This window comes from Nostoc sp. UIC 10607, assembly GCF_047228265.1.
Lineage (GTDB): Bacteria > Cyanobacteriota > Cyanobacteriia > Cyanobacteriales > Nostocaceae > Nostoc > Nostoc foliaceum_A.
The window spans coordinates 19,807-44,496 of the sequence record NZ_JBIQNW010000051.1 but is presented as its reverse complement, the minus strand read 5'-3'; the positions used below and the strand labels follow the sequence as shown (position 1 = coordinate 44,496).

Below are 24,690 nucleotides of genomic sequence, written 5' to 3'. Positions count from 1 at the left end.
GAGGAAGTCAGCCGTCAATTGCGATCGCGTTTCAGTCAACGACAACTCGGTTGGGGGTCGAAGCTAACTTTTGTCAATAAAACAATGTAAGTCACCAAAAAGCCTAATCCTTCGTAAGCGATGACACCCGATTAACCCAGACTTATCAATCAGCCCGACAACACGACCGCTACAACCCGCATTCTTTCGTAGGCTGATAAAAATAGCTTATGTTTGCTACGCTATTACCAAGTAGGGGTATGATCCGCACTTAATACTCAGACCTAACTTATAAATCAAGCGATCGCTTCACTTATATGTCCATGATTGAAAAGCCTTACTGTTATTGCAGCTAATAAACAGTTAGTTGCTTTATACTTAGTTGAGCGGCAATTGCTCATTTACCCCGAAAACCACATTGCGAACGCAAATATTTATAAGTCTGCAACTAAATTATTAAACTAAAAGTCTTATCCATTAAGTAGGTGGAAAAATTTATCGTTATGACAAGGGAGTTGGGAATAGTTTGTGTAGACGCTCGGAAGAGCGTCACGCTCGAAGAGACGGAATAAGTCTTTCAGAGAAGTTTACATTTTATTATATAGTTATCTTTAATTTCTACCCACCTACTTATGTAATTAGGTTTGCTCTATTAATACTTTGTATGAGTAAGAATATAAAAGCAATTTCAATCACGATGTTGATATTTACTTCGATATTATCAACTTATATTTTCTTAGGAAAATTTTCTTATATGGGGTCGCAGACATTAATCGGAATAACCGAAGGTGCGGATGTAAACGTTCCATATAATCACAAATACGGCATTCTGGGATATGCATTCGCCAGAAACTATTATCAAAACGGAGAAATTACCGAAAGTCGCATTCAAACCTTTGATCATGTCCGATTTGCCTTCTCTGTCCTCCTCACAATTGGAGTTTGGGGGATAGCTGCACTAATAATTACTAAGTTTTTTATAGGAAATAAGGAAATCACAGATAGGGGCGAATGACACAGGAACCGATTTTTGAAGAAAGCAGTGGCAACGTATTCGCTGACCTCGGTTTAGAGGATGCGGATGAACTTTTTACGCGGGGCAAGATAGGGATTCAGGTACTCCGCCTTTTGAAACAACGCAAACTGAAACAGCGCGAAATCAGCGAACTTCTTGGCATTCCCCAGCCAGAAGTCTCTCATCTAATGAAAGGAGAGTTTCAACGGTTCAGTGAGGGCAAACTCCTCATTTTCCTCAAGCGACTCGATACGGAAATCACCTTACATCTTCGGCCTCGTCACGCGCAGGGCGAATCTACTGAAACTGTGATATCGCTATAGGGAAGGATGGAAGCCTGAAAATTTCTTAATTCTTACGGTACATAAAATGGACTTTTCCAATACCTAAACCATTATCCAGCTGTTGGGCCCTGGATATTGGGGTTTTGCTCCTGTTGCGGCCGAATTGTCTACACTCGCTTCTATACCCTCGGTTGATAAACTGTTGCTATCAGGATGTGATATCAACTGTAGACAACAGCTTCCGCATAGGCGATGGCACTAACTAAGGCGTTCAAAAAGTGATATTTCTTAACTTGCCGATACGCGTCTATGCACCCTTGTAACGCCGCACCCAATATTGAGCAACTGCTATACAGACTTAATTGTCACCAATGTTGATGTACCAATGCAAAGTAAATAGATAAATTTTAGTATCTCAACTTACAAACTTATTTAACATTATTCCTCTCTTAAGTTAGAGATATAGTGAAGTATTAGTAATTATCTTGTTAATTATATAGTTAGATTTAGCTTCTAATTATCGAAATTTCAACTTATTAAGCAATCATGTTTTTTCTTCTAGGAAGACTGCTATTTTTTCCAAATTTAATAGGACAAATGAGCAATGGAAAATATCAAATTTTCTCAACTGAACTTTAGTAATTCTGGAAAGCTTATAGATATTGAAAAATTTCTGCGAGACTTAGATAATACAGAGGCTATGGCTTTGCAGGGAGGAGAAGGACTCAGCATTTCTAACACTTATAACTTCTTTATTTATAAACTTCCTAATTCCAGTGCAGCTCCTGGTGATAGTGCTACTTTGGATGAAGAGGGCGCTGGTAATGCTAGTAATAATGGGGATGGTGGTGCTGGGTCATATGACTATGGCGTGATTGATAAAATATCAAGGTAGCACAGCAATATGAGCTAACTGTAACTTTTCATAAATCATGTTGTTGAGCCTAAAATTTTTTACATACAGCAATCCTGAATTGTTTGTGAATGCTAAAGATTTCTCTTCTTTGCGCCTTTGTGCGACGTTAATTACTACAACGTGACCGCACTTTCTACCCTGGGATTCTCCTTTGAAGTACAAGTTAGACATTGCCCGCCTTGAAGAAAGTGGGAACCCGCAAGGGCGCACTGACTTGTCTGCGTCAGATTCTTATTCAAGGTCTATGTCAACCATCTAATCCCTCTTTTGTTACTACGGGGAGAGTATAATCAGGAGGCAACCTGGAAAAAGTAAGTAACAGGAATGGTTATACCGCGTAGACAGGCAGTAAACACAGTTGCTTTCATAGATAACTATTGCCAACACTATTATTCAGTATTTGAGGATGTGAGGCATTTTGAAGCTTCAGAATTTTCGTCACACACTGAATCTAATCTTCTTCACTATAGCCAACATCCTTATTGGGAGTCTGGCACTACATGGAAGAGTGCCTTAAATAACCTGAGATTGATTATTCAACCCTATATTTTTTACTGTTTGATTCAACCTTGGCTCACAGTATTTAATATTCCTGGCATGAAACGTTGCTTTTTGAAATTAATTAACTTCATGAATAATTTTCGGGCTTCTCCAGTCAGTTTCCCTATAGCTAGTTGAATTTCTTGCTAATTTTTCTTTTCCTAAAGTAACAAAAGAGGGATTATCTATTTGAGTCGTCGTGGAAGCGCAAGTATAGTGACCGAGGTGTGAGAAAAATTCTGGAAAAGTATGCAACGGCTGCGGGACTCAATAGAGCGATCTCACCTCACAGGCTACGACAGGCTACGACAGGCTACGCCACTTTTTGCTGACATGGTTGAAGAAGCAAGGGATTGATGATGCAATGATTCAACCTTACTCAGGACACTCGTCTCGGCAGTCGCTGGAGGTATACTCACGGTTGTCTATAGGAGAAGCTCAAAAAGAATACGATTCTGTGATCGGAAGGTTTCCAGTTTAATAGCTACACTTGTGTGCTTAAACCTGCTATGGACAACATTCTGAGGGAACTTGGCACTTGGTGACACCTACCCTAACACTTCCCCTAAAACTATGATCTTTGTAAAACGAAAACAAGAACCATCACCAATAATTTATTTCATTTTGATAATTTCTTTAATTTTAGGTATTAGTTTTGATATTTGGTCTCAAAATTATAATTTAGTATCAAAAGAAATAAGTATAATAGAATCTGGAAATTTAGTAAAAAAGAATATTTTATCTAATCATCCAGTAGGGAGAATAGCTGAAGTTTTAAGTAATTTTTTTTATGGGTTGTCAGCCTCAATATTTATTCTTGTATTTATTCAAAATCGAATAGATGCTAAGGAGCAAGAGCAAAGAGAAAATAATTTAAATCAAATCAATCAAGCAATTAATATAAATGTATTTGACTCTTTATTTAAAACTCTTATTCCTATAGAAATATATGAAATACTAAAAAAAGATACTATTAACAATAAAATTTTGAGAAAAAATGCTATTTGGATTTATGATTTTAAAGAATTTCAGGGTAAAATAGAACTTATACAAACAATGAAATATCAATTACATAACACAAGTATTGAAGAGGTTTTGAACCCTTTTATTATAACGTTTAAAAAAACGCCAACAGCAATAAATAGCTCTTTAGAAATTGCACGTTGCCAACTAGAGGGTCAGTTATTATTTGAGTGGGATACAAAGGATAAAACTCAAACTAAGGGAGTCAAAAAAGAAACTCATGAAGAAATAATTTTTGAACTGAAAATACCAGCCAAAAAGTATGTTGATGCATATTTTATATTTAAGACAATTTATGAAGAAAGCGTTACAGATTTTTACAGCACAAGATATCCAATAATTAATGCAGACTTAACCGTTACTTTCCCTGAGGAGTATGAATTTGAAATATTGGAATTAATGTCAACAGACTTTAAATGTACATTATGTGAAAAAAACAGACATTTTTATGAAATTAGAGGTGGCATACTTCCTTATCAAAGCTTTCTTTATTTTCTGAAGAAAAAGATTTAAAAACTGTTTGTAGTTCCATGTCTTAAAACTGGATGCTTCATTGACAACTGAGGCATAGTTAAGATAGCCAAAAACCATAATTTTTTCTATTTCAACGATTACAATTTTCAGCATAATTTTGTTAAACATCTAATAATAAATTGCTATTGATTGGCTAATTTATTATTTGTGTATCTGCCGTGGCTGTCCGCACTGCCGTAGCCGTGCCGTAAGCTACAACCTATACAGGGTGGGAATTGCCGTGATTGCTGCCTCCTTCCGTAGACACCCAGAAAAGCCAGTTTTTATATAGTTTTTGCTCACTACGGCATTACGGCAATACGTTCACCAATCAGGCAGAGAGTAGCTATCATTGCCGTCCGAATTTATCTTCTCAGCTTTAACTAATTCAGATAATCCATCAATTAATTCTTGCTCTGAATAACCAGATAACCTGTCTGCCTTCTTAAAATCGCGTAATGTTTTTGGGGTTTTAGTCTTGACATTCTGGAAGTATTCATAAATCTTGTTAGCCACCTCAGATAATGGTTTCGGGTGGTGATTGTGAGCAGCAGTTAAATTAAATTCTAGATCAAATACTCTATCTAGATATTCCTGCTCCGAAGCAATCGAGTTGACTTGATTAGATAATTTAGGCATCAATGCCACAACAAAACCACCAACGGAAGCAATCATAACTGGACGGAGGTTTTGATAAGAGACTGCTTTCACTGACAGATATTTAGATTTAATTTGCTCCCGCTCTTGTTTCCCTGGAATGATGTCACCTCTATTTAAAATCAACTCCAGTACCCCATAAGATTCTTGCTCCCTTCCATTCTTGATATACCTGTTACCTAACAGCAGTAAATTGAGACAGAGACGAGTTTGGGCATCCATCTTTTCAATGCCCAATGCTGCCAGATTAAAAGACTGTAGGGAGGCAATAAACTTAGTATTAAACTCTCTACCAATCAGTAAAACATCAAGTAATTTACCCCCATAATTCCAGTCGGAGTAATGCTTACTTAATTGGTCAGCAATCACTAACCAATCATCCAGAATTAAAATCAATGGTGGTAAGGATTCGCGTTTGGATTCTGGTAGCTGTTTACGCTGTTTGTAGTTAAGATAAAAGCGGTCAATGACTTCTTTAGCTAGGTCTGGGTTTTCCCCGTCAAAAACAATTACCCTTTCTTTCTCTCGCAAACCACAGAAACTATCATTCTTAGCACTAATTACCCAGATATCAGCATTAGGCGAATCCGCCAAGATTTTTTGAATTAAGTAATTGAGGGTTACTGATTTACCACTTCCTGGTGCAGCGACTAAAGCAGTGGAGCTATCGGCTCTGGCTAGAGCTTGCAAAGTATTGAGGGCAAGAGCTTCTGATGGGTCAAGGCTACCATTCGTATTTTGTTGTAATGTTTGCTGTTCAGAGGCAGTCACTTTATCGTCACCCCTGGCGATATCCTGCATTGATTGCCCTGGTAATGCCCCGGCGGGTTGTCCAGTTGCCTGTTGCAGTTGCACCCGTGCTTCGGCTTCTGCCCTTAACCTCACTTGCTCCTGAAAAATAGCTAACTCTTGCGGTGTCATTTTTGACAACTGCGCGGTTCTTACCCGTCGATTCTCCGTCCATTGGTGGAATTCGTAATCTAACTGCGCGGTGTAGCTTTCTTTGTGGAGCCTTAACCCGTACCAAAGTTTAGAAATTAACCAATTGCTACGAATTTCTTCCCTAACTGAAGGCATTAGTTGGACTAATCGCCATTCCCTAGCTTTGGATAACCCATAAGCTCCACCAACGAATAACACTGAAGCTAATCCCCACCAGGGCTTATGAGGGTTACTTGGTTCTATTATTCTTAAGCGAGTAGCTTTGGTAGGCAAGAAGTTATCACGTTGAAACTCTGGGTTAGCTGGGGCATAAGCTTCAGCATAAAACTCAGACTCTGGCATTATGTAACGTTTATGTGGAGTGCAGTACCTTTGACGGTTAACCGGATGAGTGAGCTTTTCGGGGATGAAGCAATATTCAATTAAACTAATCTGAGTTCCTGTAAATGACTTTGCCCCACAAATTAACCCAATAGCCGCCAGCACCCCTACAGTGATATTGTTGGCTGTTCCTGATCGTAAATAATCCTCAAACTGCTTACCTTTCATTGGCTTCTCCCCCTCGTCATAGCTGCAAGCAACAACACTCCCAATGCTGCTAACCCAATCAAGAGCCAAGGTGTTTCAGTCTTGGGAGTTGGTTTAACCTCATACTGTTTAACCTCCTGATAGAACCGAGTCTTACCTGTCTTGGTCGCTCCTGACACAGCCCGATATTCATCAAACGCCACCCACAATGCAACACCTACACTTGCAGTTTGGGCAGTCGCCACCATAAAGTCTTGACCAATGTGGATTCTGCCGTCGTATTGAATTTTGGTTAGAGTGTTGGCGAAAAATAAACCCAGTACAATGCTGCTTAAAGTGCCAGAAGCGATCGCGGAAATTCCCAAACTCGTTAGTAGGCTGACTCCAGCATTAGCAGTAAACACACCCAGAAATGTAGCCAGTGCTTTGTTTAGCAGTTGCTTGTTACTGAAGACATCACGAATGGATTGCTCAAGGCGTAAGCCGTCTTCGCTCTCTGGGGTCGGTTTTTCTTCAGTAGTTTCACCCCACATTAACGGTGTGGACTGTTCAGTGGTGTTTTGGAACTGTGATAATAGGGAATCAATTTCATTCATGTTTACCTCGCCTGGGGTGAAACAGAAAAAGCCAGAGTCTAGAAGAGGCTTCGGGGCGGAGGGGCAGAGGGGCAGAGGAGAGGTTACAGTCCATTCCCCCTTGCACCCCTGCACCTCTGCTCCCCTGCTCTCTTCTGTCTGCTGGCTTTCGACTTACTTATGGTTTAAATGCCCATGAAATTGCGAAACCACTGCCCTACTCGACTAATCCCAGCAGTGCGCGAGTAATTGGGCTTTGGTATGCGATCAGTCTTGGCTTCACTACCGTTTGTCCACAGTGCGCTAGTAACTGCGGTTTCGTATGCCCTATCCGCCGCATCTTGTGTTTCAGGCAGTTTGTTAGAAGCCTTGATTAAATCAACTTCATACTTTGCGATCGCCATAAGGTCTGCTGTGGCCCCAGATATCTGAATCAAGGATGAGCGTTGAGCGTGACGGGTAGCCTCGGCAGTAGTGGCGTTGACGTGTTCTGCCTGCATCTCGGTCATCTCGTTTTTGAAACGCTGCTCGACTGTCTTACTGGTGTTGATAGCCTTTAGTGTTTGCGTTCCGTGCTTCTGGGTGAGTTGCACAAGTTCGGCGTAGGCTTGGTTTACGTCCCCAGTTGTTTCGATAATTTTGCGGTATGCCTCCAAAGCTTTAGGCAGATTAGCCTTAGCTGTGTCAGACAGTCGCGCCATATCTGCAATTTTGGTGATTACCGTTTGGTCGCCAAGGAGGGCTTTGTTGAAGTCCGATTCTGAGACATCAAACAGTCTGCCCATTGCTCCTAACGTACCGGGGGCATTGTTGTGAATATGGTTTTTGAGTTTTGCTGCTCCAAAATTACGTGCCATTTTATCTCCTAATAAGGGATGTAGTCATAGTCGATATTGCTGGATGATTGGGGCAACTTATCCCAGTAACCCATCTCTTCAAATCGGCTATAGATTCTCGTTGCCAGTTGCCTTATGGGGTCGTCAAAATCATCAGAGATTAAATCAAATCTGTTCTCACCAAATGCCAAAGTATTTGCAATATCAGGGTCAATTCCATTACCCAAGAATTGACCAAATGCAGCAGAGTATGGATGGTCATCAATGGTTTCATGAGTTGCTAAGAATTCGGTTCCAGTGAAGGGTGGGTAATCTTCACTCTCGAATATTGGTGTGGAAAGTGCCTCAATATCTGCTGAGATCCTTGCTGCCCATTCTTCAGGATTTTCCGCTTTGAATTGCTCTAATCTCAAAGCGCGGTCAGTCAGAGGCGATTTGCCCCAATCATTGGGATTTTTGTAATCAAGTGTCATTTGTTAGAATCCTTGTGTACTTTCGTTTTTGCGGCGAGAGATACATCCTGATTAGGCGATCGCCAAGCTTGCCGGCAGGTGCGATCGCTTCATCATCAGTTCTCACAAAATTCATTTAATTCAAAAACCTCCCTCTGCACTTGGGTTTGGCTTAATTCTTTGCGTCTGCCCTTTGAGTCATTGAAAATGAAAGGGGCATTGACTCGACAATTAGACCGATGGCTGTAGCGCAGTTGTTGACCACGGAATTGGTACAGGTGATTACGCTGTAAGGCTGTCGTTGAAAGCATTTGTTTGTCCCTCGACTTGGGAATAAAACTCGATATTTAGGATGGCTTCGTGAATCTCGAAGAGTGCCTGAATTGCGTCACCGAGGCGGAGGTCATTTGACGTAGTGAATCGCTCTGATGCCTCCAATTTCATGTACTCTGGCGTTGCCCTCAACATCCTCAAACTCTCTTCTTTCCCTTTGAGAATTGCTAAAATTTGCTCTACAGTCAAAACTTGCTGCATAGATATACGCTCCAAAGAAACTAGGAATTGTGATGCAAGCTATTAAAAGGACTGGGCGGATTTTGAAAGCAAGCCACTGATAATCAGACTCTAATTTGTCCCTATCATTGTCTGTTTTGGTTGACATACATTACTAAGCCCACAGTAAATAACCCGACTCCCAAAGGCGATATAACTGCTGCTACACCACCAATTAGGGAGAGGGTAGCCACACCAGAATAAAAACAAACTTCAGTCAGTAAGTGCATTTTTCTTTCCTTTGAAATGAAGTGCAAGAGAAATAGAAACCGACTATTTGACAATGCAAGCTTTGATGCAAATTCTAAATATTTTCTGCTAGATTCAAGATTTCTTCTACTGCCTTGCTGGTGCTGGGTTGACGCGGGGTAATTCCCCGTTGGGATAAAAAATCATTGGGTGTGGTGTCATTGATTTTTTGAGCAGTCATAGCTAGAGCCAGACTAAGCTCGTCAACGTACTTACCTACTTCATCACTAAACACAGATTCATAGGTATGCCGGAAATTTGCAGCGTTACGCTTGGCAGCGATAAATGCGATCGCAGTCGTTAGATTATGGGACTCAATGACAATGCTTTCACAGAAGTCTGCAAGAGTATTGTTAACTCCAGAAATGATTGAGTGTTGATCTGATATAGACAAGCTAGAGTCATCCGCCATAGGTGCGAGTGCTTGACCCTCTGTCTTGGCAAGCATTGCTTTAGCAACCAAATCAGCCACATCTAACGGGACTTTTGAGACAGACTCAAAGTTATCTGGCATGAAGTCAGCCAGCATGAAACGGTAGGCATCTTCAGCAATTCCCAGGTCAACAGCGGCTTTTTTGATAGTGATATCAGTCATGATTTATGCTCCTTTGTGAAAAACTTGATTTGATTTGTACTGGAAGTTAGAAACTGAAAAGTGGTGAGGGTTGCCACGAATATAGGCTTTTACCCTGGCGGCAATTCGCAGCGAGTTCATCAGGGACTTGATACGGCTCAATACCCATACTTGGTAAGGGCTTAGAGGGACTTCTTTATCCCGTTCGCATAGCTGGCGTTTAGCTTTGTCCGTCTGGATGGGGTAGGCTTGCCGGTAGCTTTCAAGGGCAAAGTATGCAATCTTGTCCCATTTCCAGACGGTAGGACGGGTGACTTGCAGCAACCTGGCTAATTCACTTTTGGTCACTGCAAAGTCAACATAAATGCTGTCTGGTTCGATAGAACTCCCCAAACTAAAAGCTTGTGAACGATTCATAATACAGGCGATTTAGCAAGCGATCTAATTTTTAACAGTGATTTAGCGAGTAATTAGCACCTCATTTAACGCTTTTGCTCGTTATCTGGCTATAACTCAGTTTTTAAAACCACTTGAGACGCATTTAACAGGTGACTTGCGTTTTCTAGGGTGTTAAAAGTATGTTAGCATCTAATTGCCTGCTGTAAAGCATTTAATTGGAATTGATTCAGAATGCAGTCTGAGAAAAACCTCAAAAGCTTCTTAGAAGCTGCTTTACAGCAGGCAAAGAGTAATATTGGAGTAGAATAATGACTCAAAGTATATGTAGATCAGTGAGTAAAAAATTCTCAGTAACCGTTCCCGACTATGTTTTTGAGGATTTAGAGCAACTAGCCCAAATCCAAGGGAGACCTACAGCCGCGTTAGCAGCATTTTTAATTGAAGTAGCTATGAGAGAAGCAAGAGAGCGTGGTGAATTGCCACAAAAACAGCCAAAACAAAACGGTGCAGCATGACCTAAACACTAAACACTTACGACGGGCGACCAGCCAGCAGCAGAAAATGAATACACAGATAATCTTCAGATCGGTAATCACCAGGAATGAGCTTGAGCAATGGGGAGCGTAATCTGTGACAGCAACTCAGGTACTACCAAAAGAAAAAATCCTTCAGGCGATGACCGCGATGATAATAGCTCGTGACTGGATAGGATATCTCAACTTCCGCCGCCAATTGCGAAATAACTACTCTGAAGGATTCGCTGGAACGCTACGACATTTTTACAAATCTCTTCCACAAGAAGACTTAGAAGCATATATCAACTACTTTGGTGACAAGGACATGCTAACCAAAGGAGAACGAAAAACTAGGTTAAGGCAAAGGTATGAAGATATAGAGGTTAAAGAAAAGAGTGAGCGCAATAATAGCACCACTTCGCCTAATGTTAAGCCACGACCGCGCACATAGGGTAAGCAGCATTGGCTTTGAGAAATGCTCTGCCAACCCCATTGTCTTGTATCGACGGAGAAATCTTTCTTACTTTTTGCTTACTTTTGTCAGATTGCAATATGTGCCTAGTGTTACTCAATGATATGCTGACTACCAAACAACATCCTAACCCTAACCAAATGACTAACTCTATTTATGGTCTTTAATCTCTGGAATTTGAGCCAATAAAAGCCAAAAAGCCTGCGAGGTAGGACTCACAGACTTAGGCTCAAATTATTCATTTGATTTTGCTCGTATTTTGTGGCTTCGGTGCTTGCAACACCTACCACACGTCCACCCCGCCAGAAAAGACAGAGTGTAAAACCCCCACTGGAGTAAGAATCAAGTGGAGCCTTTCATTGATTATAAGCTTTATTTCCAACAGATTCCTAAGAAAAAAGTAACAAGCATGAAGGCTTTACCCAAACTACTTGACTCTTTCCCCTCTACCGCACAAGTTACGCCAACTGTTCTGTAGATAGAAGTTAACATTCAGTCTTTTTTTGGCGAGGGCACTGTAACCCCTGCCAGGAAAAGGAAATTGAAAAATCTATCCAGTGTTCTACCATCTGCTCAAAATCTACTGCCAGTAGAGAGCTTAAGTGAGTTTGCCAGCCGAATTGAGCGAGAATTTCTTACCGACTCAGCGATCGCAATTTCTCTCTACACTGATAACATCCGTATCGTCTCCGACATAGAAATTAGTGCTGGGGGGGATGTCTCAACCCCAATCCACGATGCACTGAACTGGAAATATACCAGATTTGGGCATCAAGCCAAACCCACACTCCACGCCGCAATATTTCTTAACGAAGACGGTAGCCCCTGGCAAGGCAAACTCAGTAAACCCAGGACTGACGCTCAAAAAGACAAAGAGCAAAAATACGAAACCCCAGTTGGCAACGGTTCACGGGCTTATCTCCCCACCGTCAACCGAGAAAATAGACGCTCAATAGCCAACCGCTACGGCGTAGAAGTTCCCCCACCAGGAGAAAGTTTTTGGGACTGGCTAGAACTCCACCCAGAAATCCCAATCATCATTACAGAAGGGGGTAAAAAATCCTTATGCCTGTTGTCACAGGGGTATGTAGCCATTGCCCTTTACGGAATTAACGGCGGCTACCGTAGCAAGGATTTATTAGGCAACCAAGTCTTGCCCTATCTAATCTCAGATATAGCACGATTTGCTGTTAAAGGGAGAAAATTTACCCTCGCCTTTGACCAAGACACAAATCCACAAACCCAAAGACGGGTTAACGCTGCGACTTTCCGCTTTAGCCGATTACTGACTGCCGTCGGTTCAATAGTTGATATCGCCATCTGGGACGGTCAAAAAGGACTGTGTAAAGGCGTTGATGACCTGATAGTAAACGCTGGCGTGGCTGCTTGGTCAACTGCCTTAAACCAAGCCCTTTCAGTAGCACATTGGCAGTTGTGGCAACGCTTAGAAAATCGGTTAACTTACGAACCCTCATTAAAACTGACCACAGCCGACTTATCCACCTTAGAGATTAAAGACTTACCCCAGTCAGGAATTATTGCCCTTAACTCAGGCAAAGGCACTGGTAAAACTAAGTTTATGGCCAAAGCAACAGCTAAGTCTGAGAAAGTATTAGCACCGAGTCACAGAATTGCGCTCGTACAGAATTTATGTGCCAGGGCAGATTTAGATTACCGAGGCGACTTAGATAAAGTCAACGGCAATTTTATCAAAGGATCAGCTTATAGCTTCCGAATTGGTTTTTGTGTTGATTCACTCCTAGCCATCGACCCGAAAAAATTTGCTGGTTGTGACTTAATCATTGATGAAATTGTCCAAGTAGTTCGTCACTTATTAACTTCTAGCACCTGCGACAAAGACGGGAAACGTCCAGCATTATTAGCAAGGTTTGCAGAATTAATTAGAGTCGCCCGGAGGATAATTGCTGCTGACGCTGATTTAAACAACCCAACCCTAAATTACCTCTGGGAACTGAGATCAGATCCGGCTCCAATCTACTTAATTTATAACGACTATCAACCCAAACCCTACCACGTCACATTTATTCAAGCCAAAGATAAATCAGCTGTTATAAACGAGTTAATCCAAAATGCACAAAACATCTTGCCAGGTAAGGCACTATATGTCACCACAGATAGCAAAGCCACCAGCAAGACAACAGCACGACTGCTACAAAAAGAAATTCCTGGTATTAGAATTCTGCTAGTTAACTCAGAAACCAGTGGCAACGAGGATGAAAAAAGGTTTCTAAAAAATCCCGATGCAGTATTAGCAGAAGGACTATATGACGTAATTATTTGCTCTCCCACAGTTGCCACCGGAGTCAGCATAGAAATTCCAGATTTCATCGAGAAAGTCTATGGAATTTTCACTGGCGCATCATCCACCGACGCTGATATGTCCCAATCTCTAATTCGCGTGCGAGACAACGTAGACCGCACAGTTTGGTGTGCCAAACGTGGGACAAATTACTGTAAAGTTTCTCGCTCCAGTAATTATCTAGAAATTAAAGCACAATTACAACAGAGAACAGATGCCACTGTTCGTTTAGTCCGCTCCAACCTCAGACCAGATATTGTTGAAGGTATTGCTAATTTCGATTGGCAATCAAACCCTCATGTCAATCTGTATGCCCGAATTAGTGCCGAGCAGAATTATTCGATGATGAATCTAGAGGATGCACTGCTTATAAGACTAAGACATGAAGGGCATCAGATTACAATTGATAATCGAGAATCGGATAAAGCTGTCAAACTGTTACTAAAGTCAGCCAAAGACGAAATCAAACAAATTGAAGCCAAAGACATAGTAGCCGCCGCCGATTTAACTTATCCAGAAATAGCCCTGCTAGAATCCCAAGAAGCAGTTTCACCAGAAGACGCGCTAGCAATTAGAAAATATTATCTGAAAGATTTCTACTGCGTAGACGAGCTAACTCTAGAACATGTACTTTGGGACAAAGAAGGCCGACGACGCGGGGAACTGCTCAACTTAGAAGCACAACTTTATCCCGAATTAGGAGTTGACAGAACAGCCAAATCATTAGAGAAACAAGCTAATTGGAATCAAGCTGTTTGCCCGTGGGATATTTCCGGTACAGCACTGCGGCGACAGATGCGAGAAGCATTTGGATTAAACGACTTTTTAGATCCAAATAAAGAATGGACTAAGGCTGACCTCAAACCCTACGCCGACAAGATTCGTCTCTATGCCCCAGAAATATTACACCATCTCAACCGCACCATCAGCGACAAAATGAGTGATGTTCAGGTTGTGCATCAGATGTTATCGCAGTTGGGAATCAAAGCGGCTTTTCGCTGGTCGAGGTTTGAGCCGGGGTTTGAAAGGCAAAAAATTAAAGTCTACCGACTTGATACTGAAACTTGGTCTAACCTGATGTCCATATTAGCTAAACGTGCTGCACGACGCGAACGCCTTCAAAATCTTGGAGAGTCTGATGGATCAGCTATGTCTTTTAATACTCAAAATAATCTAGGAGATCCAAATCAACATCACCCGAAATCCCTTATAGAAACCCTAATTGGGCAAGTATGTACCGTCACGGGAGATGATGACCAGTTCTTGGTACAGAGCAAAACATTAGATAGTAGGGCCAGATGTCATAACTTAACCAACAATACAGTGGTTTTATTGCCGTTCACTGAACTTACACAAGTAAATAGGGACTGAAATAGACTTGACTAATTTTAAAATCATATTTGCACTGCCATATTCAAAAGCAGTGCTGGTTCGAGCGTGGCTAATTTCTCAATAGTTTTGTGCATTCACTCTAGCCAAAATGAAAAGTTCATTATCAGACTGCGCCTGGTGACACGAACCTTCTATTTCCGCCTAATTACAAGCTTATTAAATATTGAAAAATTCCCAGCCCAATTACATGAAGAGCGAATATCACCAACGTTGGGAAGTCGAGAACACGATTGATGAACTCAAAGTACACCTTTTAGGACGAAAAACTCATATTCGTTCTCAAAAACCACGAGAGGTAGTGCAAGAAGTTTACGGTTTATTATTAGGCCATTGGACTGTAAGAACATTAATTTTTCAAGCTGCAACCAGCGCAGAAGTTGCGCCCTTGCGTCTAAGTTTCACAGGAACGTTGCGAGTTGTTCGCCGTGCCCTTCCTAAATTCCAGCGTTTGCAACCACACGAACTTCCCTTTTTTTGAGTTGGTTAACTCTAGAGATTCTTGATCAAGTTTTACCTCAAAGGGTTCATAGAAGTAACCCAAGGGTTGTGAAAAAACCTGTATCAAAATTTCGCTCAAAAAAAGTAGAACACAGAGGTACTGGGACAATAACAAAGCCTCATGTCTTCCTTATTCTAAGCACTGCATAGCCTTAACTGAACCGTATTGATCTATTGCAGATTATATTGACAAAGCCATTGCAAGATTATGTCAAAGGTGTGACTAAAAATAATATATCTGTTCCGGCAGCAATGTAAGTTCAGGCACAAGCTTAGACTGGTTAATGTTCCAGAACTATAAGAAGCAGATACATATTGTTCGGTTAAACTGCACAATCATATATTTGCTTACCGCGTCTGCTGGATAGGAATCTCAATTATAAACTCTGTACCCTTCCCAAGTTCAGAAATACATTTTATTTTTCCCTGATGCTTATTTACTATAATATGGTAACTAATGGATAATCCTAAACCAGTACCTTTACCCACAGGTTTAGTAGTAAAAAAAGGGTCAAATAATCTAGTCTTAACTTTCTCTGGTATTCCTATCCCGTTGTCTTTAATACTGATAATTACAAATTCTTCATTTTTAACTTGAGTATGGATAATAATAGAATTAAGGTGTTCTGTAACATTTTTTGTTAAATACTCTTGTTCGCGTTCAGATAAAGCATCAATAGCGTTACTTAAGATGTTCATAAATACCTGATTTAATCCTCCTGCATAGCATTCAACAAGAGGTAATTTACCATATTTTTTGATAATTTCGATTTCCTGCTGTTTATGATTTTGTTTGAGACGATGCTGTAAAATTAATAGCGTGCTATCAATTCCTTCATGAATATCAACAGGTTTCATTTCTGCTTCGTCAAGACGTGAGAAGTTCCGCAAAGTTAGCACAATCTCACAAATTCGCTCAGTGCCAACTGTCATTGAAGATAAAGTTTTCGGTATATCATCAATAATAAACTCTAAATCGATCTCATCAATCAGAGTAGTTATTTCTGGGTTGTAATTACAATTTTCTTGTTTATAAAGGCTAATTAAAGTTAGTAATTGCTGACTATATTCTTTAAGATGTATCAGATTACCATGAATAAAATTAACTGGATTATTGATTTCATGAGCTACACCAGCAACTAACTGACCTAATGATGACATTTTTTCAGTTTGAATAAGTTGCACTTGAGTGTGTTGCAATTCTTGCAGTGTTTGTTTTAGTTGAATATTTTTATGTTCTAATTTTGCCGTTCTCTCTGCCACTTCCATTTCAAGTCTAAAATTTGTTTCTTCTAAAGCTGTTTGAGCAATTTTTTTATCTTTTAAGTATTGCTGTAATAAATGCAATACTAAAAGCCATGCCGGAATCAGCAGTGCTAAACTTAGAATAGATTCTAAAACTGCCCAAAATATTCTTTGGTAATATTCATCAATCTTCTGTTGTAACTGAAGTGAGATATTACGGTTTCTTTTCGCAATACGATCAGCATAAATTCGCTTCTGAGTTTCATATTCGCGGCTGGAAAGTACTTGTTGTGCTGTCTCTTTTTGATTTTTATTAACTAAATCAAAAGATTGATATTCCATTGTAACCAAACGCTGATTAGCAGCATCAATTTTTTGGGCATCCTCATTTTTATATGCTTTAGGAGCCACGTCTCACCACTTGGTTGAAGTCGCATATTCAGGTTCCTCATTTAGCTTTTGAGTTTGGAACCCTTCCAAATGGAAATATTTTATTTTATATAGATTACATTGCCCGAACTGAGCTTTTAACCGATTTGGCATATCTTGATCGCTATTATGAACCTGTTAACCAAACATTTTTGAAATTGCAGGAAGATTCACGCCTTAAGGCATTTACTAGCAAAAGCGCCTATATTCCAATACGGTTCAGTTAAGGCTAAAAAATAAAACTGGTGTAGGTTGAGTTGAGGAACGAAACCCAAGATTATCAAGGCTTTGTTGGGTAACACTAAAGTTCAACCCAACCTACGGTTCTTCTTAACTGAACTGTATTGTGCTGAATCGGAGTCATCTTTTTGTTTCTTGTAATGGCAGCGTTAGAATACTTCACTTATTTGCTTTTTTGTATACGATAAGTACTCTATCTAAGTAAAGTTCATCTGTTACTACTGAGATGGTTCGTATAAGCTGTTCGCCTTGAACTTCAATGCTATCAGCTATTTTCGTGTCACCATCATCGTATCTGAGCTTTTTTTTACTAACTTCATCGCTAGGTACAGCCCACGATACCAGATCATCAACCAATAAGAAGGCTTTAGAGTCATAGAAACTTAGATGACCGTTAAACGGTATAACTTCAGACTCCAATACCCCTTCTCTGTCAAACCAATAAACTTTTGGTTCGCCTGTTCTTTCTTCAAAGAATTTACCATCTGATGAGATAGTTAGAGTTAGCCCTTCGGTTGCTTCTACCTGAGCAATTAAATTATTGCTGTTACCATTCAACCAATTTTCGACACCATTCGGATCTGGTTCATCACCGATAAATTTAATTTGGGCGTTTAGAGAAATGCTTCCCGTTAACAGCCATGTTCCAATTAATAATTCTATATTCATAGGATTTTTCTAATTACAGGTTTGATTCAGGCTGTTGCTGCTGCGCTACTGTCTCTTTACTTTGTCTCTTGCCCTTTGCACTATTTACTGTTGATTTATCCGGCTCACTACTAGCTTGCTCTGACGCAGTATTTACAACTGTTAGCTGAGTTTCAGTAGCCGGATTTGATGACGGATTATTATCGTCGCTTGAAGATGTCTTTTTCTGGCGACGGCTGCTTTTCTTCAACTCGCCTAATAAATACTTAATCCGTCCACCACTCAAATTGATGCCCAGCCCTTTCAGCATCTCTGACACTTCATCATAACTGTAGCCATACTTGTCAGAGGTCAGTTTCTCGATATACCTCCTCATTTTCCGAATAGCTTCTCTATCCGATACACTATCTCGCTCTTTTGGCTTGAGATCCTTCAAGGCAGTAATCGCCTTATCAATCTTGCCTTTAGTAATCTGACCAGAATCTTTTGGCTCAACCATTGCTATGAAATTAAATTGATTATTATAATTCCCTTATTTTCCACTATTTTTCAAAAAGTATAACTCCAGATTTTCAGATGCTTTCAGCTACGCTGATTAGAATTTTTGTTGCTGCTACGCCTAAACATCATTTATTAGATGCTGATATATTTCTACTGTTCCAGCGTACCTGTTGCTATGTTCCCCCGATGTTGACTGTTGCTGACTTTAGCCAAGACACTCCAGCTACGCCGTCGCAGTGATTCAGCAAACACTGATATAATCATGAGGTTTCAGCTACGCTGTCATCGTTCTTTATCCCACCCGAAATCATCCTAACCCGTCCCCCCAGCTACGCTGTTATCCACCTCGCCCCCAGCCTCTCGCTGTGCCTCCGTACATACGTAGCAGACAACACCTCGTTATCTCCCGTATTTGGGCTAGAAGCCAGCCATGCCTCAAAGCTTACGCTTTGTCTCGCTGCGCTCGAACGGCAGACTGGTTCAAGTGGGGAAGCCCCCCTTGAAAAACCCCCCTCGCAATGTCCCTCAATCTTCTCGACTTATGGCGAACCGCAAGCAGTCAAAAGCTCTAGTCAGAAAGCATATTTTCCCAGTGAGATTAAGTGATATCGAATTGGATCTGCTGCGAATAAAATCACAAGACGCGGGGATGTCAGCGAGTGAACTGATGAGACGTAATGCGTTGATGCGTCCATTACCCAAACGACTAAGTAAAATTAGTCTACAAACATATTGGGAATTAGGACAAATCGGCAACAACCTCAATCAGCTTGTCAAGGCAACTAACACAGCCTTAAAAATTGGACGAACCTTACCTGTTGATCCAGAACTGCTAAGAGAACTTTTAGAACTGCTGCATCAGTGTAGACGAGACATTGCCTCGGATGATGTTGATGATGACGACTCGGAAGAAGAGGAAGAGGATGATTGGGAAGCAGACCAAGGGTAGAGGTTTTCGCAAGTTGTTGGATTATTTGGAATCTCGTGAAGATGCTAAACTAATCGGCGGCAACATGAGCGGGAGAAATGCCCGTGAATTAGCGCGGGAATTTAAGCTGTCGAGACAACTAAATTCTGATGCAGACCGAGTTGTTTACCATGTCTCACTGTCAGCAGCTAAGGGTGATAAATTAGATGATGAGAAATGGAGTGAAATTGGCGACCGCTACATGAAGGAAATGGGTTTTGATGCCAATCAGTTTGTCATCTTTCGCCACCATAACACTGATGATGACCACATCCACATTGCCGCCAGCCGCATCAGGATGGATACAGGGCTAGTAGTGCATGATTCTTGGGATTATGTTCGTTCTGAAAAAGTTCTGCGACAAATCGAGCATGACTATGAGTTAGTGCAAGTCCAAGGCAGTAGAGAGAAACTAAATCGCACACCCAGCACCGGACAAATCAGACGCATAAGGCGAGAACAAGAAGAATATGAACTAGGTAAACTTGAGCAACCACCAGGACGTACTATTAAAGAGGAAGTTCAGCAGACAATTGATAGGGCTAGTGTTGATAATCCCCAAATGCCAACGCTGATCATGCGGCTGCAACAAGCTAGTGTCAGTGTGAGAACAGGATTCACTAGGAATGGTAAGTCTAAAGGAATTTCTTATGAGAAAGATGGGCAGGCTTTTAGTGGTACACAGTTAGGTGCAGCTTATACCTTCCCCGGTTTGCAAAAACATCTTGGCGTTGACTACCAACCAGAACGTGATGATGAACCTATTCATGAATTGCTGCTCAAACCTGTTAAACCACTTCCAGTTGACCAGTTACAAAAGCTCTTTCAAGAGATTGAACGCAAACACCAACAGCCTCAATTCACCCCACCACCAGAGGATAAAGTTGTTTGGCAAGTGTTGCACAAGTACTTAAGCGAGAAACGCTATATACCAGATTATATTTCGCAAGGATTACATAATAATCAGTTGCTTTACATGGATGAGCAACGAAATATTTTGTTTATCAAGCGTGATTTAGATGGTGAAAAAACTGGCGCATTAGTTTGGTCAAAGCCTAGAGAAAATCATCGTGCTGTGGAGTACGACCAAAACACTTCTACACAAAAAGGTTGGTTTTATCTGAGATTGGGAGGGCAACCAACGGACAAGGTAGAAAACGTCTTTTTGTGTTCTACACCGATTGATGCGATGTCAGCAGCCACCTACCTGATCTCAAGTTGCAAGGGGCTACCACCAACTAGAACCATGTTGATAGTGGCTGATGACCCGAATAACCTACCTATGGAATTTCTCAAGAGTTTCAATAGGGTTGTCGTAGCATTCAATAATGATGAACAAGGGAATAAAACAGCTAGTGCAGTATTAGAATTGTTGCCACAGGGTAAGAGGCTCAAAACCCATAATCCTGATTGGAGTCAAGAACTAGAAGCTCATCTCAGGGAGGAGCAACAAAAGCTCAGACAGCAGGAACGTGGTTTTAGCTTGTGATCCACGCTCCCGTAGACCGAACTCGTGACCGCTACGCTCTCGGAGTCGGTGGCTCTTACGGGCAGAAAGATTACTGGTTGGGCCAACTAGATCCTGCATCCCGCAAGAGCCACTCCGCTGCGCCGACTCCGAGCCACGAGTTCTTAAATTCTGGAAATAAAGACACCTTGACCACTGGCAGCTAGACAGCGATGTACTATTGAATCTGAATCCGTAAAACCCATTCACAGTAAGCATTTGCGATTTGCGGATGAGTCTATTGAAAATGGTGGGAATAATTTTGCTGTAGAAGTGCGGAATTTGCTTTTGTTTTTTTGTAGTTATCTAGTTTAGAGAATAAAGCAGAAAATTAAGCATCTATCTTTTGATAGATTTTATGCTTTTTGCTATTTTTCTAATAGACTTTAATAACTCGTCATGCAATTATATTGTTATTAAATCGAAGTTAAAGGAATAGACGCTATTTTCCACTGCTACTAATTATTATGGAGCAACTATGGACCCTATCACTACAGCAATTGTGGCTGGTGTTGCTAATCTAAGCAAGGATGTAATAAAAGACGGCTACAACGCCCTGAAAGATGCTTTAAAGAAAAAATTTGGTGATAAAAGTGACATCATAAATGCAGTCGAAGGATTAGAAAAAAAGCCAGAGTCTGAAGGTCGCAAAGCTACGCTGCTTGAAGAAGTTGAAGTCGCTAAGGTTAATGATGACCTTGAACTTCTTCAATTAGCGCAAGATTTACTCACTCAGCTAAAAGAACAACCTGGTGGACAGCAAATAATCACTCAAACTGTCAGTAATGTTAAATATGCTGCTACTTCTGGTACTAGTACGGCTAGTATTAGCAACATCACTGAGCATGAACCATCTAAAGATAGCTAAGAAGATAATTTGATGGGCTAAAAGAGGCAAAGCAGACGTGTCTGAGCAAACTGATATCAACCAAATTATTAAAGGGACTGAATACGCTGCTACCTCTGCAACAGGTGATTCAAATATCACCATCATTAATTACTATTATCGAGAAGATGTCAAAGCAGCACCTGTTGAGTCTACTAACGCTTCTCTTAATAAAGATATCCCTTGCCCTTATCGTGGGCTGTTTCACTTTAGTCCCGATGACGCTGAGTTTTTCTTTGGACGTGAGTTGTTTGTAGAAGAACTAGTTGAAGCAGCTAAAACCCGTCACTTTATCCCTGTGTTTGGCGCATCGGGAAGTGGGAAATCTTCAGTAGTGTTGGCGGGTCTAGTGCCTAAGCTGCAAAAAGAAGGTCATTGGAAGTTTACTCATTTTCGTCCTGGTTCCGACCCTTTTCATGCTTTGGCTTTGGCACTTGTTCCTCTTTACACGCTAAATCTGGATGCTACTGACCGGATGGCCCAAGCTCGGAAGTTGGCTGGCTATTTTCGTGACGCTACTCTTCCTCTGTCTGACGTTTTTGCCCAAATTAAACAAAATCATCCCAACGACCGGGTGCTGTTGATTGCCGACCAGTTTGAAGAACTCTATACTCTCTGTAACGATGAGGCCATCCGCCGTAGTTTTTTAGATAAGTTATTAACCAACTTTCAATCTCCCACGAACAATTCCTCATTTGCTACTGTGCTGGTTGCAACCATGCGGGCTGATTTCTTAGGGAATGCTCTGTCATATCGCCCATTTGCAGATGTGTTACAAAATGCTGACATCAAATTGGGAGCAATGAACCGTGAAGAACTTTCACAGGTGATTGAAAAGCCGACTCAAACGTTGAATGTCACCTTTGAAACGCGATTGGTGGGACGCATCCTGGATGACGTAGAAGATGAGCCGGGAAATTTACCTTTGCTAGAGTTTGCGTTAACGGAGTTGTGGAAACGGCGAATAGGTAAACGATTAACTCATGCAGCTTATGAGGCAATTGGTCAGGTAAAAGGTGCCCTAGCCAGCTATGCAGATGAAAAATATGGCAAGTTGAGTACGACTGAGCAAAAACAAGTGCGACGCATTTTCATCCAACTAGTTCGTCCTGGTGAAGGCACAGAAGATACACGACGGTTGGCAACAAAAGCTGAATTGGGCGAAGCAAGCTGGTCTTTGGTGAAACAACTGGCTGATGGGCGATTAGTAGTAACAAGTCGCAATGCTGCTGAACAAGAAACAGTGGAAATTGTGCATGAAGCAATGATTCGCCATTGGGGTGAACTGCGGCAATGGATGGTTGTTGACCGTGACTTTCGCGCTTGGCAAGAGCGACTGCGGGCGACAATGCATCAATGGGAAAAGGCGGCAAGAGATGAGGAGGTCTTGTTGCGAGGTGTACCGTTGGGGGAAGCCGAAGGTTGGTTGAAAAAACGATTGGAAGAACTGAGCAAAGAAGAGCGAAATTTTATCCAGATGAGTCTGGTACTGCGGGGTAGAGAGAAAGAAGAACGAGAACGCAGAAGGCAGCTTACAATTATAGGACTGACAAGCGGCTTAGTAGGTGCTTTAAGCCTAGCTGGCTTTTCAGGGTGGCAATGGTGGCAAGCAGAATTGCAAAGAAAGCAAGTAGAAATGGTTCAGTTAAGTCAAGGTGAAGCCCTTAGTTATTATTCACAGGAACTTTTTCGTCAAGGTAAAGAACTGGATGCATTGATAGTAAGTTTACGGGCAATAATACCACTTCAGCGCCGAAAAGCTAGTATTCCAATGCAATTAGTGGGTGTGTTGCGACAAGTAATTTACGGAGGAAGAGAATATAATCACCTCTCTGGGCATAGTGATGCGGTCATGGGAGTGGCATGGTCGTCCGATGGTCAAATTCTTGCCTCTGCCAGTATTGACAAAACAGTGAAATTGTGGAGACCTGATGGCTCTTTGATTACTACTCTCTCTGGACATGACGATGCAGTCTTAAAAGTAGCATGGTCGCCTGATAGTCAGACTCTGGCCTCTGCCAGTTCTGACGCAAGAGTGAAACTTTGGCGGCGGGATGGTTCTTTGATTACCACCCTCTCTGGGCATACTGGTGCGGTCATAGGATTAGCATGGTCGCCCGATGGTCAGACTCTGGCCTCTGCTAGCCAGGACGCAAAAGTGAAACTTTGGCGGCGGGATGGTTCTTTGATTACCACCCTCTCTGGGCATAATAATAGAGTTTATGGAGTAGCATGGTCGCCTGATGGTCAAACTCTTGCCTCTGCCAGTTATGACAAAACAATAAAACTTTGGCGGCGGGACGGTTCTTTAATTACCACCCTCTCTGGGCATAGTGATGCAGTCTTGGGAGTAGCATGGTCGCCCGATGGTCAGACTCTGGCCTCTGCTAGCCAGGACACAACAGTGAAACTTTGGCGGCGGAATGGTTCTTTAATTACCACCTTTTCTGGGAATAGTAATGCTGTTATCTATGAACTGGCATGGTCCCCTGATAGTCAGACCCTTGCCTCTGCCAGTTCTGATGCAACAGTGAAACTTTGGAGACGGGATGGCTTTTTGATTACCACACTCTCTGGGCATGACGATGCAGTCTTGGGAGTGGCATGGTCGCTCGATGGTCAAACTCTTGCCTCTGCCAGTGCTGACAAAACGGTGAAACTTTGGCGGCGGGATGCCTCTTTGATTACCACACTCTCTGGGCATAGTGATGTAGTCCGAAGAATGGCATGGTCGCCCGATGGTCAAACTCTTGCCTCTGCCAGTGATGACAAAACGATAAAACTTTGGCGGCGGGATGCCTCTTTGATTACCACACTCTCTGGGTATAGTGATGCGGCCTATGGAATGGCATGGTCGCCCGATGGTCAAACTCTTGCCTTTGCCAGTGCTGACAAAACAATAAAACTTTGGCGGCGGGATGGCTCTTTAATTACTACTCTCTCTGGGCATAGTGATGTGGTCTATGGAATGGCATGGTCGCCCGATGGTCAAACTCTTGCCTCTGCCAGTTATGACAAAACAATAAAACTTTGGCG

General features: G+C 41.6%; 25 protein-coding genes and 1 pseudogene. 14 read left to right on the top strand and 12 right to left on the bottom strand.

What is annotated here, in order from left to right; genetic code table 11:
* The first annotated feature begins 733 nt into the window (after positions 1-733).
* From ACEYW6_RS28160 to ACEYW6_RS28145, 4 genes are all read left to right on the top strand, one after another.
* Positions 734-994: a hypothetical protein gene (locus ACEYW6_RS28160; protein WP_412982338.1), complete on the top strand. Its 261-nt coding sequence runs from the start codon at positions 734-736 to the stop codon at positions 992-994.
* The gene (locus tag ACEYW6_RS28155) at positions 991-1,317 is read left to right on the top strand and encodes a helix-turn-helix domain-containing protein (RefSeq protein ID WP_412982337.1); all 327 of its coding nucleotides are present in this window, start codon (positions 991-993) and stop codon (positions 1,315-1,317) included. The genes ACEYW6_RS28160 and ACEYW6_RS28155 overlap by 4 nt, the downstream gene beginning before the upstream one ends.
* Positions 1,318-1,882: 565 nt before the next feature.
* Entirely contained in the window at positions 1,883-2,173 is a 291-nt protein-coding gene (locus ACEYW6_RS28150) for a hypothetical protein (RefSeq protein ID WP_412982336.1), read from the top strand.
* A gap of 1,092 nt (positions 2,174-3,265) precedes the next feature.
* A complete protein-coding gene (locus ACEYW6_RS28145) occupies positions 3,266-4,270 on the top strand; it encodes a hypothetical protein (RefSeq protein ID WP_412982335.1) in 1,005 nt (334 codons plus the stop codon).
* Positions 4,271-4,594: 324 nt separating this feature from the next.
* Here the strand turns inward: ACEYW6_RS28145 and ACEYW6_RS28140 are convergent, their stop codons facing one another.
* The 9 genes from ACEYW6_RS28140 to ACEYW6_RS28100 form a co-directional block, all read right to left on the bottom strand.
* Positions 4,595-6,418: a hypothetical protein gene (locus tag ACEYW6_RS28140; RefSeq protein ID WP_412982334.1), complete on the bottom strand. Its 1,824-nt coding sequence runs from the start codon at positions 6,416-6,418 to the stop codon at positions 4,595-4,597.
* Positions 6,415-6,993, bottom strand: a complete 579-nt coding sequence (locus ACEYW6_RS28135) for a hypothetical protein (RefSeq protein WP_412982333.1) — start codon at positions 6,991-6,993, stop codon at positions 6,415-6,417. The genes ACEYW6_RS28140 and ACEYW6_RS28135 overlap by 4 nt, the downstream gene beginning before the upstream one ends.
* Positions 6,994-7,157: 164 nt before the next feature.
* Positions 7,158-7,829 carry a hypothetical protein gene (locus ACEYW6_RS28130; protein ID WP_412982332.1) on the bottom strand — a complete coding sequence of 224 codons (672 nt, stop codon included), beginning with the start codon at positions 7,827-7,829 and terminating at the stop codon, positions 7,158-7,160.
* Between the two features lie 8 nt (positions 7,830-7,837).
* The gene (locus ACEYW6_RS28125) at positions 7,838-8,281 is read right to left on the bottom strand and encodes a hypothetical protein (RefSeq protein WP_412982331.1); all 444 of its coding nucleotides are present in this window, start codon (positions 8,279-8,281) and stop codon (positions 7,838-7,840) included.
* Positions 8,271-8,396, bottom strand: coding sequence for a hypothetical protein (locus ACEYW6_RS28120; RefSeq protein WP_412982330.1), 126 nt, complete (start codon positions 8,394-8,396; stop codon positions 8,271-8,273). The genes ACEYW6_RS28125 and ACEYW6_RS28120 overlap by 11 nt, the downstream gene beginning before the upstream one ends.
* 146 nt (positions 8,397-8,542) lie before the next feature.
* Complete coding sequence (locus ACEYW6_RS28115; protein WP_412982329.1) at positions 8,543-8,794, bottom strand: hypothetical protein; 252 nt, start codon at positions 8,792-8,794, stop codon at positions 8,543-8,545.
* Positions 8,795-8,898: 104 nt separating this feature from the next.
* Positions 8,899-9,042: a hypothetical protein gene (locus ACEYW6_RS28110; protein ID WP_190899731.1), complete on the bottom strand. Its 144-nt coding sequence runs from the start codon at positions 9,040-9,042 to the stop codon at positions 8,899-8,901.
* Positions 9,043-9,116: 74 nt separating this feature from the next.
* Positions 9,117-9,656, bottom strand: coding sequence for a hypothetical protein (locus ACEYW6_RS28105; protein WP_392476261.1), 540 nt, complete (start codon positions 9,654-9,656; stop codon positions 9,117-9,119).
* Positions 9,657-9,659: 3 nt separating this feature from the next.
* Positions 9,660-10,052, bottom strand: a complete 393-nt coding sequence (locus ACEYW6_RS28100) for a hypothetical protein (RefSeq protein ID WP_412982328.1) — start codon at positions 10,050-10,052, stop codon at positions 9,660-9,662.
* A gap of 290 nt (positions 10,053-10,342) precedes the next feature.
* Between ACEYW6_RS28100 and ACEYW6_RS28095 the strand changes: the two genes are divergently transcribed.
* From ACEYW6_RS28095 to ACEYW6_RS28080, 4 genes and pseudogenes are all read left to right on the top strand, one after another.
* A complete protein-coding gene (locus ACEYW6_RS28095) occupies positions 10,343-10,549 on the top strand; it encodes a ribbon-helix-helix domain-containing protein (RefSeq protein WP_190947303.1) in 207 nt (68 codons plus the stop codon).
* A 115-nt stretch (positions 10,550-10,664) separates the two neighbouring features.
* Complete coding sequence (locus ACEYW6_RS28090) at positions 10,665-11,000, top strand: hypothetical protein (protein WP_190947302.1); 336 nt, start codon at positions 10,665-10,667, stop codon at positions 10,998-11,000.
* Positions 11,001-11,562: 562 nt separating this feature from the next.
* A complete protein-coding gene (locus tag ACEYW6_RS28085) occupies positions 11,563-14,712 on the top strand; it encodes a plasmid replication protein, CyRepA1 family (RefSeq protein WP_412982327.1) in 3,150 nt (1,049 codons plus the stop codon).
* 141 nt (positions 14,713-14,853) lie between these two features.
* Positions 14,854-15,211: pseudogene (locus tag ACEYW6_RS28080) on the top strand (transposase); the annotation flags it as partial.
* A 368-nt stretch (positions 15,212-15,579) separates the two neighbouring features.
* Here the strand turns inward: ACEYW6_RS28080 and ACEYW6_RS28075 are convergent.
* From ACEYW6_RS28075 to ACEYW6_RS28065, 3 genes are all read right to left on the bottom strand, one after another.
* Positions 15,580-16,887: a sensor histidine kinase gene (locus ACEYW6_RS28075; RefSeq protein ID WP_412982326.1), complete on the bottom strand. Its 1,308-nt coding sequence runs from the start codon at positions 16,885-16,887 to the stop codon at positions 15,580-15,582.
* A gap of 417 nt (positions 16,888-17,304) precedes the next feature.
* The gene (locus tag ACEYW6_RS28070; RefSeq protein ID WP_412982325.1) at positions 17,305-17,814 is read right to left on the bottom strand and encodes a hypothetical protein; all 510 of its coding nucleotides are present in this window, start codon (positions 17,812-17,814) and stop codon (positions 17,305-17,307) included.
* Positions 17,815-17,827: 13 nt separating this feature from the next.
* A complete protein-coding gene (locus tag ACEYW6_RS28065) occupies positions 17,828-18,292 on the bottom strand; it encodes a hypothetical protein (protein WP_412982324.1) in 465 nt (154 codons plus the stop codon).
* A gap of 77 nt (positions 18,293-18,369) precedes the next feature.
* On the opposite strand from ACEYW6_RS28065, the gene ACEYW6_RS28060 reads away from it, so the two are divergent.
* From ACEYW6_RS28060 to ACEYW6_RS28035, 6 genes are all read left to right on the top strand, one after another.
* Positions 18,370-18,534 carry a hypothetical protein gene (locus ACEYW6_RS28060; protein ID WP_412982323.1) on the top strand — a complete coding sequence of 55 codons (165 nt, stop codon included), beginning with the start codon at positions 18,370-18,372 and terminating at the stop codon, positions 18,532-18,534.
* Positions 18,535-18,724: 190 nt separating this feature from the next.
* A complete protein-coding gene (locus ACEYW6_RS28055) occupies positions 18,725-19,243 on the top strand; it encodes a plasmid mobilization protein (RefSeq protein ID WP_412982322.1) in 519 nt (172 codons plus the stop codon).
* Positions 19,218-20,750, top strand: coding sequence for a relaxase/mobilization nuclease domain-containing protein (locus ACEYW6_RS28050; protein ID WP_412982321.1), 1,533 nt, complete (start codon positions 19,218-19,220; stop codon positions 20,748-20,750). The genes ACEYW6_RS28055 and ACEYW6_RS28050 overlap by 26 nt, the downstream gene beginning before the upstream one ends.
* Positions 20,747-20,935: a hypothetical protein gene (locus ACEYW6_RS28045; RefSeq protein WP_412982320.1), complete on the top strand. Its 189-nt coding sequence runs from the start codon at positions 20,747-20,749 to the stop codon at positions 20,933-20,935. The genes ACEYW6_RS28050 and ACEYW6_RS28045 overlap by 4 nt, the downstream gene beginning before the upstream one ends.
* A gap of 311 nt (positions 20,936-21,246) precedes the next feature.
* Positions 21,247-21,636, top strand: a complete 390-nt coding sequence (locus ACEYW6_RS28040) for a hypothetical protein (protein ID WP_412982319.1) — start codon at positions 21,247-21,249, stop codon at positions 21,634-21,636.
* 37 nt (positions 21,637-21,673) lie between these two features.
* The coding region (locus ACEYW6_RS28035; protein WP_412982318.1) for a WD40 repeat domain-containing protein at positions 21,674-24,690 on the top strand (3,017 nt) is incomplete at its 3' end.